Source organism: Flavobacterium gelatinilyticum (assembly GCF_027111295.1).
Taxonomy (GTDB): Bacteria; Bacteroidota; Bacteroidia; order Flavobacteriales; family Flavobacteriaceae; genus Flavobacterium; species Flavobacterium gelatinilyticum.
In genome coordinates, this window is record NZ_CP114287.1 from 3,459,502 (window position 1) to 3,471,541 (window position 12,040).

Below are 12,040 nucleotides of genomic sequence, written 5' to 3' on the forward strand. Positions count from 1 at the left end.
AAACTTATTATTTCTATTTTACATAATATTTTTAAACAATGTCAGATCAGGATTTATTTAATTTATTGGCTTTAATGAAAGTGGAAGGTGTGGGTGATATCATGGCTAAGAAGCTATTGAATCATTTTGGGAGTGCCGGGAATATTTTTAAAGCCAAAACGAGCCAGCTGGCTGTAATAGATGGAGTTGGAACTGTTCTATTGAAAAATTTAAAAGATAAATCTGTTTTTGAAAGTGCAGATCAGGAACTTAAATTCATTAAAAAGAATAACATTGATGTATGTTGTTATAATGAAAACACTTATCCTGATCGTCTTAAACATTGTATTGATTCTCCGGTTCTGATTTTTTCCGGAGGGAATATAGATTTGAAGAATAAAAAAATTATTAGTATCGTGGGAACAAGACAAATAACTTCTTATGGAACAGAGTTCTGCCGAAAGTTAATTGAAGATCTTGCACCTTTAAATCCTGTTATTGTAAGCGGATTTGCTTATGGTGTTGATATCGTGGCACATCAGGCCGCGATGGAACATAAGCTTCAGACTATTGGAGTTTTAGCACATGGACTAAATCAGATTTATCCTAAAACGCACAAAAAATACATGGCGAAGATGGAGGAAAACGGAGGTTTTATTACTGAATTCTGGAGTAATTCAAGTCCTGATAAAGAGAATTTTGTGCGTAGGAATCGTATCGTTGCCGGCATTAGCGAAGCGACCATTGTAATTGAATCTGCTGATAAGGGCGGATCGCTTATCACGGCTAACTTGGCGGGTGATTACTCCAGAGATGTTTTTGCCGTTCCCGGGAGGGTTACAGACAAATACAGTCAGGGATGTAACGACTTAATTAAAACACAAAAAGCAAACGTATTAACTAGTGCGGCAGATTTAGTTTATGTATTGAACTGGGATATAGAAACTAATCCAAAACCTATTCAGAAACAGCTATTTGTTGATCTAAGTGACGATGAACAAATGGTTTATGATTTTTTAGTTAAGAACGGAAAAGAATTGCTGGATATAATCGCGCAGGAATGCGGTATTCCTGTATTTAGAATTTCGGGTATTCTTCTAAATATGGAACTTAAAGGTGTTATAAGGCCTTTGCCCGGGAAAATATTCGAATCAATTTAACGAGTAATTTCTGTGTTATTTATTTCGTTTCCTGAAATGTTTATAAATTTTGTAGAGCACAAAAATCAGAAGTAAAGCAAAAATGATATTTAAAATTTCAAATAAATAGGGTACATCGTAATCTTCAATATATTTATTCATGATGGCTGATTTTAATTAAAACATTAATTTATATGAAGTTACAAAAAAATCAGTGTGCTTGAGAAATTAAAACTTAAATAAAAAAGCTGACCATTTTAGCCAGCTTTGTATGTCTTAAAATAATAAGTTTAAGAGTTGTTTTTTTGATTGTAGTTCCAAAAAGCTTCTTCCGGACCACCATCTAACAGGCAAAAAGCGGCATATGATATATCAATTAACCAAAGATCTATTTTTGAGATTTGTTGTTTGGTAATCAAGTTATTACTTTGCAGCATTCCCTCAGGATGAATTGCCCACATTCTGCCCAGATGACAAATTCCCATAACAGAACTTATGATTCTTTTGTCTACAAAATCTTTTTCCATTTCAGGGGCAAGTACTTTTAAAGCTTTTATTATTAAATGATAATTGTCTTCACAAAGTTTCCCGTGAAACGGACGTAAATGCCCCAGAAAGCCATTTGTCCAACGCTCGCTTTCAATATTTTCGTGCGCGCCGCTTTGGTACATTAATTCTTCTATGGCATCTTCCTTAGTCATTGATCGGCAATAAATAGAGTCCTGGATTAATTATTCAAATCCTAATTTCTCACGCACTCTCTTTAAAACTCCGTCAGCAATTACAGATGCTTTTGCTGCGCCTTTTTTCAATAGAGCATCTACTTCGTCAAGATTGTTTATGTAGTAATTGTATTTCTCTCTTTCTGTTTTATATTTTTCTGTAATTAATTCAAATATAGCCTGTTTCGCGTGTCCATAACCATAATTACCACCAAGGTAATTTGCTCTCATTTCGGCAATCTGGTTTTCATCTGCCATTAAAGAATAAATAGCAAAGGCGTTGCAGGTATCAGGATTTTTAGGAGCTTCGAGCGGCGTACTGTCCGTTTCGATACTCATGATCTGCTTGCGGAGCGCTTTATCGTCCAGAAAAATATTTATATAATTATTGGCTGATTTACTCATTTTACCTCCATTTGTTCCCGGAATCAGTTTGCTGTCTTCCTGGATTTTAGCTTCTGGAAGTACAAAGGTTTCTCCCATTTGGTGGTTAAATCTCGAAGCCACATCGCGTGTAATTTCCAAATGCTGTAACTGGTCTTTTCCTACGGGTACAAATTCAGCATCATACAATAAAATGTCGGCAGCCATTAGCATCGGATATGTAAAAAGCCCGGCATTAACATCGTCTAAACGATCAGCTTTATCTTTGAAAGAATGTGCCAGTGTCAAACGCTGAAACGGAAAAAAACAGCTTAAATACCAGGTTAACTCAGTAGTTTGTACCACATCAGACTGTCTGTAAAATGTAACACGGTCAATATCTAATCCGAAAGCCAGCCACGCAGCTGCCACACTAAAGGTGTTTTCTCTTAAAGTTTTACCATCTTTAATTTGTGTAATCGAATGTAAATCAGCAATAAACAAAAAAGATTCGTTTGCCGGATTGTTAGATAATTCGATTGCCGGAATAATTGCTCCTAATAAGTTTCCTAAATGAGGCGTTCCTGTACTTTGAACACCGGTAAGTATTTTTGCCATTATTTGTGTTTCTTAAACCGCGAAGTTCGCAAGTTTATTTGTTTAAATTACAAAGTTCGTGATTTTTTTTGAAAAGTTAGAAGACTGATTTTTAGTGCAGATTTTGTTTTATGGAGATTTTGCAGATTGAATTTACCGTTGAGAAACCGGCGTTTTTTCATTACATCCTCTGGTAAAAAACAGTAAGTTCATCCAGATTAAAATTTCTTTAATGAAAATTCTGATTCCTTTTACTACATTTGAAATTATGAAAATACTTAAAATTGCTTTCTGGATTGTTTGGCGCATTTGGTTTTACGTTTTAATGGCGGTTCCAATACTTATTATGCTGCCGTTTTTGATTGTTTCCATCCTTTCTGAACGTGGATATCCCTATTTCTTTAAAATGGCCCGCATTTGGGCTAAAATTATACTTTTCGGGATGGGCTTCTACTATACGATCAAACGCGAACAGAAGCTTATCAAAAATAAAAGCTATATGATTGTGGCCAATCATACCTCGATGACGGATATTATGCTCACACTTGTGCTCATTAAAAATCCGTTTGTTTTTGTGGGGAAAAAGGAACTGGTAAAGATTCCGCTTTTCGGGTTTTTCTATAAAAGAACCTGTATTTTAGTCGACAGAAGTTCTTCGAAAAGCAAAAATGAGGTTTTTAAAAGGGCTCAGAGCCGTTTAAATCAGGGATTGAGTATTTGTATTTTTCCGGAGGGCGGTGTACCGGATGATGAATCTATCCTGCTGGATGAGTTTAAAGACGGTGCATTTAGACTGGCTATTGATCATCAAATTCCGATTGTGCCTATAGTTTATGCTGACAATAAAGAACGTTTTTCGTATACATTTTTAAGCGGAAGCCCGGGAAGAATGAGAGGTAAAATACTGCCTTTTATAGAAACAAGCGGCATGACATCTGATAACAGGAAAGAATTAAAAGATAAAGTAAGACAAGTGATTTATAATGAATTGATTGAATACGAAAAGAAAGATTCAAAAGCTTTAGTTTAGAAAAAACAAACCCGGCAAAAACTACAGTCTGCCGGGTTTTCTTTTGAACTAAAAACCCCTTTTTATATTCAAAAAGCTCTTTATCTGTGAATTATTTTTTCAGATATAAATCTTAGAATTTTTTTTAGTCTTAATTTGGTTCTTCTTCGGTTTTTATACAACAGCATTTCTATTCTTTCTTTCATGGTTTATAGTATTATATGGTTGATAAATAGGGAGTTTAGTTTTAAACTTCCTGATAGTTCGTGATATAATAGATAACAATATTTCAAAAAAGGTTGTCGAACGAATAAAAATTTAGGAATAAAAACCCGCCAGTGTATGAATACTGCCGACGGATTTTTACTGATAACCAACCAAATTTATTCTAAAAACGTCGAAAGGGTAATATGGCTTTTACCCAATTAAGTCGTATGTATTTTATAAGATGGATCTTTTATAAAAAGGTTGCGTTGTTTTTTGAATTTTTTTGAAAATAAAAAACCCGACAGCTGAAAAGTGTCGGGTTTTAATATATAAAATATTGATTTTTAGATGATTTTGAAGATTAAGCGTTTGCCAATTCTTTCATATGTGCTTTAATTTTTTCTTCAAGTTCTTCAGCTAATTCCGGATTATCTTTAATTAAAGCTTTAACGGCGTCACGTCCCTGGCCTAATTTTGTATCTCCGTAGCTAAACCATGATCCTGCTTTTTTTACAATATCAAATTCAACTGCAAGGTCAAGAATTTCACCTGTTTTCGAAACTCCTTCTCCATACATTATGTCAAATTCAGCAGTTTTAAAGGGTGGTGCCACTTTATTTTTAACGATCTTAACTTTGGTTCTGTTTCCTATAACGTTCTCACCGTCTTTAATTTGAGCTGAACGACGGATATCTAAACGAACAGAAGCATAGAATTTTAATGCGTTACCTCCGGTTGTTGTTTCAGGATTCCCGAACATTACTCCAATTTTTTCACGCAGCTGGTTGATAAAGAATACGGTACAATTTGTTTTGCTGATAGTTCCGGTAAGTTTTCTTAAAGCCTGAGACATTAAACGTGCGTGAAGACCCATTTTTGAATCTCCCATTTCGCCTTCAATTTCACTTTTTGGAGTCAGGGCCGCAACCGAGTCAATTACCACGATGTCTATAGCTCCGGAACGAATTAAGTTTTCTGCAATTTCCAAAGCCTGCTCTCCGTTATCTGGCTGTGAGATAATTAAGTTTTCAATATCTACATTTAATTTCTCAGCGTAATTTCTGTCGAAAGCATGCTCAGCATCAATAAAGGCAGCAATTCCGCCTGCTTTTTGAGCCTCTGCAATCGCGTGTAACGTTAAAGTGGTTTTACCAGAAGATTCAGGTCCGTATATTTCAATAATTCTTCCTTTTGGGTAACCATTTACTCCAAGAGCTAAATCAACCCCAAGAGAGCCAGAAGAAATCGTTTCTACCTCCACAATGGCTCTGTCGCCCATTTTCATTACGGTTCCTTTTCCGTAGGTTTTGTCAAGTTTATCAAGCGTTAGTTGTAACGCTTTTAATTTGGCTTCTTTGTCTGAACTCATCTTTTTTTAATATCTAAATTATTATTTTCTTTCCGTTTAAAATTAAAGAAACTGCTTTTTTAATCTTTAATTGGTCAGGCTTATATTTTGTAAAATTACTTCTTTTTTTGAAGTTTGATTGTTCCAAATTGTCACAAATTAACTATAAAAATAACGCCTTTAATTCTGTTGCATCAGAAGGTTTCATTTTTCCTGCAAGTAGTAAACTCAGCTGTTTACGGCGCAAAGCAGCATCAAAACGCTGAATTTCGAGTTCGGTTTCCGGTACAATAGGCGGTACTTCAACCGGTCTTCCGGTGTCGTCTACTGCCACAAATGTGTAAATAGCTTCGTTTGCTTTTGTTCTGTTTCCGGATTCGCGGTCTTCTACCCAAACGTCTATAAAAACTTCCATGGAACTTTTAAAAGATCTCGAAACTTTGGCTTCGACCGTAACAACGCTTCCAAGAGAAATTGCTCTGTTAAAAGCAACGTGATTTACAGAAGCCGTAACTACAATCCGGCGTGAATGTCTGCGTGCGGCAATACTAGCTGCACGGTCCATTCGGGCTAATAATTCGCCTCCGAAAAGATTGTTTAAAGGATTAGTTTCGCTCGGTAAAACTAAATCGGTTAAAATGGTTAGAGATTCTGATGGGTGTTTTGGATTCATTTTTTAATACTAATTTTTATTTTTTTGCACAGATTGTAATGATTAAGTTAATCTGCTTAATCAGTCCTGCTCTGTGGCTATTTTTAATAATTGAGACTGTTAATTCAGCCAGTACACTGCTACTACAGCAGGAATAAAATAGATGACAATGGTTCTTGCTCCATCATAATCTTTGGCTAATCGTTGTCCGAAAAGCATCATTAACAAACTGATACAGGAAAATACGGCTCCGTAAAAACCATATTCACGACCGCTGTTTGTAAGCAGCTGAATAATTCCCACGGCACTTAAAATTCCGGCGATTAATTCAACGATCAGGAGGTGAAACAAGGCAAGGGGTACCATATTTTTTAATCTTGTTTTGGCAAAATGTTCTTTGAGCCAGGCAACATTATCTTTCCAGTAAAAAATCTTCTCATATCCTGATTGTAAAAAAGTCAAGGCCAAAAAAGCTAACATTAAAATTGAGGCGGCATTATTCATTTTTGAATTATTTTTTATGAATTAAACGAGTCAGTTTTATAGATAAATCGGTTAAGATTATTTTCGCATTTCCGTTTCTTTCAATGTGATACATAGCATCTGAAAGTTCCTTGAAAATTTCGTGGATATTATTTCCGTTTACAAACGGCGCAAAATTTTCGAGTTTAAATTTGTCTACTTTAGGCTCAATATAAACCAAATCAGCAGCCTGATAATTTAGTAAAAGCGCCTGTCTGAACATTTCGATACAAAACTGAATGAATTTTTTCTGGCTTTCACGTCCAAGTGCAGCGATTTCTTCACTCCATGCAATCAGATCCTGGATGGCAGAGGCGTTTCCTTTTGCCCTGAATGCGGCACGAACCCAGTTGACAAACCATTGCTCAAATGGAAATTCTGAATCATCTTCCTTTATTAGCTGCAGTGCCCTGTTAAAATTTCCCTGAGCCTGATGCGCAATTTTCTTTGCCAGACCGGCATCGATATTTTCCTGAGAAATTAAAGCTTCGGCTATTACTTTTTCAGGAAGTCCGTTAAAGTGAATGACCTGACAGCGAGAACGTATGGTTTGAATGATATCTTCTTCATTTTCAGAAATCAGGATAAAAATGGTTTTATCTGAAGGTTCTTCAAGCAGCTTTAAAAGTTTGTTTGAAGCGGCAATATTCATTTTATCAGCCATCCAGATAATCATGATTTTATAACCTCCTTCGTATGATTTGAGCGAAAGAGATTTTAAAACTTCCTGAGCATCTTCGACTCTTATTTCTCCCTGTTTGTTTTGAACGCCAAGGATTTTATACCAGTCAAACAGACCACCGTAAGGCATTTCCTGAATAAAGGTCCGCCAGTCCTGAATGAAATCTAAACTTTTTGGTTTTGTTTTGACATCTTCGGTGGTAACGGTTGGGTATATAAAATGCAGATCCGGATGCGAGATGTTTTGGAATTTTAAATTACAGGAATCGTTTCCATTTTCGTTTTCGTTACCTGTATTATTACACAAAATATACTGCGCATATGCGATAGCTGTTAATAAAGTGCCGCATCCTTCTGGTCCTACAAAAAGCTGGGCATGCGGAATTCGTCCCGAAGAAGCACTTTTTATTAAGTGGCTTTTAATGTAATCCTGACCTAAAATTTGAGAAAATTGCATGAAGCAAAGATAGAAGAAAATGATGTAGTCAAAAATTTTTTAGGATCAAGATTAAGATGCGGAATTCAATTGTTGATTTTAGCATTTTTTGGTGTAAAAAATCCTCTAAGTATTTAACGGATTTTTGTTAATAAATTCCATGACCCGAACGAACATCAAGACTTTTTTGTTAATAGTTTTTTCGTGAAAACGGCTTACGTAAGTATTTTTTGACTATTTTTTATTTAAATATGGTTGTTTTTTATAGCGAATATCTTACCGTATGGCTTTTAACAATTTTAACATAATCGCCGTTAAAACGCACATTTTCTCGACATAACGCTGATTTTTAAGGTTTTTTTAAGCTTTATTTTTGAAAAAAAAAATCATTAAAGTTGCAATTTAAGTTAATTTATATATTTTTGTTTTCATACAACAACCAATTATATAATAAGAATTTATGAAAGGGAAAATTATTTTATTTAGTGCATTTTTTATCATGACAACTGCAGCTGTTTCGGCTCAGGCAAAAAACGCTCCAAGAAGTATTATCAGTACAACGGCTCTTATTCGTAAATACCATGATCAAAAAGAATTGAGTGGTATGCAAAAAGGAGAACTTTTGGAATTGTACATCGAACGAATTAAAGTATTAGTAAAGACTCTCCCTTACATTGCTTTGGTTACTAAACCAGGTGTTACTATGGCAGACTTAGGTATTCCGGACGATGGTGATCACAAGAAAATTTTAGATAACCAGGCAGTTGGTACATCTACTTTCCTTGATACAACTGTAGAGTTTCAAAGAAAAATGATGCCTTACTCTGATAAAGGAAACCTTATTGCGGCAATCTTATTTTACGAAAACACATTAAAATCTTTACACGAGTTCAACGAATTGAACGAAATGTAATTTTTTATATAAAATTTAAAACCTTTTTAAGATGATTTACGTAAATCGATTGGTTTACGTTTTGTCTTAAAGAGAAAAAAATAACTCGTTCTCGATTTGTTCTGATTTTTTTAGAAAATTTCGAGGGCAGTTTTTTTCATATTACGCATACGCATACCCAAATTTTTATTAACCTAATACACATTGATCATGAAAAAAATTACTCATTTGATCTGCGTCCTTTTGACAGTTGCGAGTATGAATGCTCAACAAGAGAAAGGAATTATGGGCTACACAAACTGGTTAAATAACTGGACTGAATTTAAGCCCAACAAAGTAGAGTATGGAGAAGCAAATCAGATTTTAGCAGGAAACATCTCTGTTAACACTAAATTGCTTAAAAGAAATATCTACGTACTGCAAGGCAATGTTTATGTAACAAACAATGCAGTTTTAACTATTGAGCCTGGAACTTTAATTATTGGTGATTTCGAAACAAAAGGAGCATTGGTAGTTACAAAAGGAGCTCAAATTATTGCTGACGGTTTAGAAACGGACCCAATCGTATTTACATCTAACCGCAGCCAGAAAAAAGCTGGAGACTGGGGTGGACTTGTTATCCTTGGAGATGCTCCAATTAACAAATTCGGAAATGTTGGTTCTTACAACATGGATCTTGACCCGTCTATGACAACTTACGGTGGAGACAATGTAGCTTCTAACTCTGGTATCTTAAGATATGTTAGAATCGAATTTGCTGGTAAAAAAGTAAAAGGTGTTGATACTTTCAACGGTTTAACTCTTGCAGCAGTTGGAAACAAAACTATCCTTGAAAACATTATGGTGAGCTACGCTGGTGGTGATTCATTTGGTATCATGGGTGGTGATGTAAATGCTACAAAATTTGTTTCTTACAAATCTATCAACGATGACTTCAAATTTACTCAGGGAGTTCAATGTCGTTTCTTTAACTCATTAGCAATTAGATCTTCTTATTTCTCTAGTACAAAAGACGGATCTCGTTGTATGGAAGTAAAATCATTTGAGAAGAAAAGCGAAACAGATTTCACTAAAAAACAAACTTTAGTTGTTGCAAGCAACATTACTATGGTTAATGACAGTGAAAACATTAAAGCAGATATTCAGGCTGGTTTAGTAAAAGAGGCTGTTTATGTAGCTGAAAATGCTTCTCTTGAAATGAAAAGAAGTGTAATCTCTGGATTCAACCCTGCAGTATTATTAGACAGCAAAACTGAAATCAACGATGCCAACCTTAAAAAAATCAAATTCGAAGAAATGTATTTCAACTTATGTAACGGAAACATCTTTACTGAGTACAATGCAAACAACGAAGATTTAGAAAGCTGGTATGGAAACAGTGTTTTCTTTAACGTTTACTCTCAAAGTGATAATAAAGAAACATTCATTGATATGTTCAATCCTAAAAAACCGGATTACAGATTACAATTAGGAAAAATCACAGCTTCAAGCGGCAATAGATAAATAAATTTCGATTTTTATTTCGCGTAAATTTTATTAATAAAGTCCCCAGACACAATTTATGTATCGTCTTACTCGGACCAAATAAAGATCAAAACATAATGGCTCTATCTACAAAAAAATATTATTTATATATATTATTTTTGGTTTCTCCTATATCGTTAAGTCTTTATGCACAAAGTAATGGAATAACAGAAAAACCTACTTTTTCTGTTATTTCAGAGTGCAAAATGACTAATGGTGATCAGGTAAATCAAAACACAATTTCGGCTGTTAATACTAACAGCAAATTAGATAATTCTAATCAGTTAATAGTAGGGCTGTCCAACCCCAAGGACAGCCTTATTATGGCAGCTGGTACAGAATATCAAGCTGACGGATGTGAAGAAAATGCTGTTAGTTCAACGTCTATTCTTGCAAAAGATATCATCGAGAACTACAAATATGATTTTTCTGAAACATTCATTGATATCTTGTTTTTTGAGCGTATAGACTTAGCAAGAACACGCAATATATGATTCAAAAAACTACTTTATCTTTTCTTAAAGTTTTAATTCTGTTTAGTATCTTCATTTTTACTAAATCGAATGGTTATGCCCAAACAATTGTTCCGCAGCAGCTAGGTTATCCTAGAATCTGTGCGGGACTTATTGTTGATGGGGTGCCATTTAATGAATATAATGCAACTTTTAGTTATGTAGACTTTCCTGCAGGTACATCTTTCGAAGTAGAACTTTCAGATGATGCAGGAAACTTTACATCTCCGGTTTCAACCACTACAATTTCAATAACAGACAATCCTACATTACAGCAGCAGACTATACGATTTGCTGTTCCTACAGATTTAAAAGGATCAGAGACTCACAGTCTGCGTATAAAAAGTTTAACGGCAGTACCCGTATACAGTACAAAATTTAGAAACTCACAAAATGTAAACACTTTTCCCGTCTACTACAGGACTTTTGTAGAGTCTTTCTATATCAATAATAAAAGTGCCACAGCCACTTATTGTGGAGGAGGAAGTTTTACGTTTTCTGTAGATAATCCTACTCCGGCAGATCAGCCTTCTTCTCCTGCAAACTATCCAAATTTAAAATACAAATGGTTTAAAGATGAAGTTGTAATTACAGGGGAAACCGGTCCAACGTTAACCGTAAATGCAGCAGGTGTTTACTATGCTCAGATTGATTACGGAGGATGTCTGGATGAAAACTTTAGTTCGAATCGTGTGACTCTTTCTTCTTCAAGTGCAGGTTCGGCTGTTACTATTTCATCAAGTTTAGGAAATCCATTTTGTTCAGACGGTGCAGGAACTGTTTTAACTGCAACAAATGGAAATTCGTATGTATGGAAAAAAGACGGAGAAGTAATAGCGGGTGCATCAACCAGAAGTATTTCGGCTGCCGAATCTGGAATTTATACCGTCGAAGTAGATTTTGGCGGATGTAAAGCTTCCGGATCTATCAACTTACAGACAAATAGTTTCAATGCAAGCATAGACGTTGCGGATCAGTATGAACTGAAAAAAGACGAAACTTTAAATGTTTCTATTACTAGTGACGCAACTACACCAAAATTTCAGTGGTATTTAAATAACATAGCTATACAAGGTGCAAACACAGCAAATTACACTGTAAGCGTGCGAGGTTTGTACAGAGTGGTGATTTCTCAGGAATCAGGTTGTGTATCTTCAAAAGAATTTACATTCAGAGTAACATCAGAAGAAGATGCAAAAACAACTGTAATTCAAAATATAGTAAAATTAAGCGGGGCTTATCCGTTTTGGAATATTCCGGATATATACAAAACCCCGACAACCAAGATAATGATTTTAAGTTCAAACGGAGATATGCTGTTTGATGATGTGGGAAGCAATTATGATCCTGAACTTAATTCTTTTATACAAGATTTTAAAAATGTCAATCCAGTTTATTACTATGTCATTAAGTCCGACACAGGTGAAAAAAAAGGATCAATAACCGTTATTAAATAA

Annotated in this window: 12 protein-coding genes; 6 read left to right on the top strand and 6 right to left on the bottom strand. The window is 34.9% G+C overall.

The features are described 5' to 3' along the window. Positions 1-38 precede the first annotated feature (38 nt). Positions 39-1,139: a DNA-processing protein DprA gene (gene dprA / locus OZP11_RS14735; RefSeq protein WP_281231310.1), complete on the top strand. Its 1,101-nt coding sequence runs from the start codon at positions 39-41 to the stop codon at positions 1,137-1,139. 269 nt (positions 1,140-1,408) lie between these two features. Here the strand turns inward: dprA and OZP11_RS14740 are convergent, their stop codons facing one another. Together OZP11_RS14740 and trpS are read right to left on the bottom strand one after the other, a co-directional pair. Beyond that, complete coding sequence (locus tag OZP11_RS14740) at positions 1,409-1,819, bottom strand: hypothetical protein (protein ID WP_281231311.1); 411 nt, start codon at positions 1,817-1,819, stop codon at positions 1,409-1,411. A 30-nt stretch (positions 1,820-1,849) separates the two neighbouring features. Continuing rightward, entirely contained in the window at positions 1,850-2,821 is a 972-nt protein-coding gene (trpS, locus tag OZP11_RS14745; RefSeq protein WP_281231312.1) for a tryptophan--tRNA ligase, read from the bottom strand. A 247-nt stretch (positions 2,822-3,068) separates the two neighbouring features. On the opposite strand from trpS, the gene OZP11_RS14750 reads away from it, so the two are divergent. Beyond that, entirely contained in the window at positions 3,069-3,830 is a 762-nt protein-coding gene (locus tag OZP11_RS14750; RefSeq protein ID WP_281235532.1) for a lysophospholipid acyltransferase family protein, read from the top strand. A gap of 547 nt (positions 3,831-4,377) precedes the next feature. Here the strand turns inward: OZP11_RS14750 and recA are convergent. The 4 genes from recA to OZP11_RS14770 form a co-directional block, all read right to left on the bottom strand. After that, a complete protein-coding gene (gene recA / locus OZP11_RS14755) occupies positions 4,378-5,385 on the bottom strand; it encodes a recombinase RecA (RefSeq protein WP_281231313.1) in 1,008 nt (335 codons plus the stop codon). Positions 5,386-5,527: 142 nt separating this feature from the next. After that, on the bottom strand, positions 5,528-6,037 hold the full coding sequence (locus tag OZP11_RS14760; RefSeq protein WP_281231314.1) for an acyl-CoA thioesterase: 510 nt from the start codon (positions 6,035-6,037) through the stop codon (positions 5,528-5,530). A 99-nt stretch (positions 6,038-6,136) separates the two neighbouring features. After that, on the bottom strand, positions 6,137-6,520 hold the full coding sequence (locus OZP11_RS14765; RefSeq protein ID WP_281231315.1) for a DoxX family protein: 384 nt from the start codon (positions 6,518-6,520) through the stop codon (positions 6,137-6,139). 7 nt (positions 6,521-6,527) lie between these two features. Then, positions 6,528-7,676, bottom strand: a complete 1,149-nt coding sequence (locus tag OZP11_RS14770; protein ID WP_281231316.1) for a DNA polymerase III subunit — start codon at positions 7,674-7,676, stop codon at positions 6,528-6,530. Positions 7,677-8,115: 439 nt separating this feature from the next. On the opposite strand from OZP11_RS14770, the gene OZP11_RS14775 reads away from it, so the two are divergent. From OZP11_RS14775 to sprC, 4 genes are all read left to right on the top strand, one after another. Then, positions 8,116-8,568: a hypothetical protein gene (locus OZP11_RS14775; protein ID WP_207298483.1), complete on the top strand. Its 453-nt coding sequence runs from the start codon at positions 8,116-8,118 to the stop codon at positions 8,566-8,568. Positions 8,569-8,757: 189 nt separating this feature from the next. Next, complete coding sequence (locus OZP11_RS14780; RefSeq protein WP_281231317.1) at positions 8,758-10,050, top strand: hypothetical protein; 1,293 nt, start codon at positions 8,758-8,760, stop codon at positions 10,048-10,050. A 98-nt stretch (positions 10,051-10,148) separates the two neighbouring features. Next, positions 10,149-10,565: a hypothetical protein gene (locus OZP11_RS14785; protein ID WP_281231318.1), complete on the top strand. Its 417-nt coding sequence runs from the start codon at positions 10,149-10,151 to the stop codon at positions 10,563-10,565. Beyond that, complete coding sequence (sprC, locus tag OZP11_RS14790; protein ID WP_281231319.1) at positions 10,562-12,040, top strand: gliding motility protein SprC; 1,479 nt, start codon at positions 10,562-10,564, stop codon at positions 12,038-12,040. The genes OZP11_RS14785 and sprC overlap by 4 nt, the downstream gene beginning before the upstream one ends.

What these genes read in the sequence shown, in the direction of transcription:
- dprA (WP_281231310.1), top strand. Translation starts at nt 39, where the DNA reads ATGTCAGATCAGGATTTATTTAATTTATTGGCTTTAATGAAAGTGGAA.
- OZP11_RS14740 (WP_281231311.1), bottom strand. Translation starts at nt 1,819, where the DNA reads ATGACTAAGGAAGATGCCATAGAAGAATTAATGTACCAAAGCGGCGCG.
- trpS (WP_281231312.1), bottom strand. Translation starts at nt 2,821, where the DNA reads ATGGCAAAAATACTTACCGGTGTTCAAAGTACAGGAACGCCTCATTTA.
- OZP11_RS14750 (WP_281235532.1), top strand. Translation starts at nt 3,069, where the DNA reads ATGAAAATACTTAAAATTGCTTTCTGGATTGTTTGGCGCATTTGGTTT.
- recA (WP_281231313.1), bottom strand. Translation starts at nt 5,385, where the DNA reads ATGAGTTCAGACAAAGAAGCCAAATTAAAAGCGTTACAACTAACGCTT.
- OZP11_RS14760 (WP_281231314.1), bottom strand. Translation starts at nt 6,037, where the DNA reads ATGAATCCAAAACACCCATCAGAATCTCTAACCATTTTAACCGATTTA.
- OZP11_RS14765 (WP_281231315.1), bottom strand. Translation starts at nt 6,520, where the DNA reads ATGAATAATGCCGCCTCAATTTTAATGTTAGCTTTTTTGGCCTTGACT.
- OZP11_RS14770 (WP_281231316.1), bottom strand. Translation starts at nt 7,676, where the DNA reads ATGCAATTTTCTCAAATTTTAGGTCAGGATTACATTAAAAGCCACTTA.
- OZP11_RS14775 (WP_207298483.1), top strand. Translation starts at nt 8,116, where the DNA reads ATGAAAGGGAAAATTATTTTATTTAGTGCATTTTTTATCATGACAACT.
- OZP11_RS14780 (WP_281231317.1), top strand. Translation starts at nt 8,758, where the DNA reads ATGAAAAAAATTACTCATTTGATCTGCGTCCTTTTGACAGTTGCGAGT.
- OZP11_RS14785 (WP_281231318.1), top strand. Translation starts at nt 10,149, where the DNA reads ATGGCTCTATCTACAAAAAAATATTATTTATATATATTATTTTTGGTT.
- sprC (WP_281231319.1), top strand. Translation starts at nt 10,562, where the DNA reads ATGATTCAAAAAACTACTTTATCTTTTCTTAAAGTTTTAATTCTGTTT.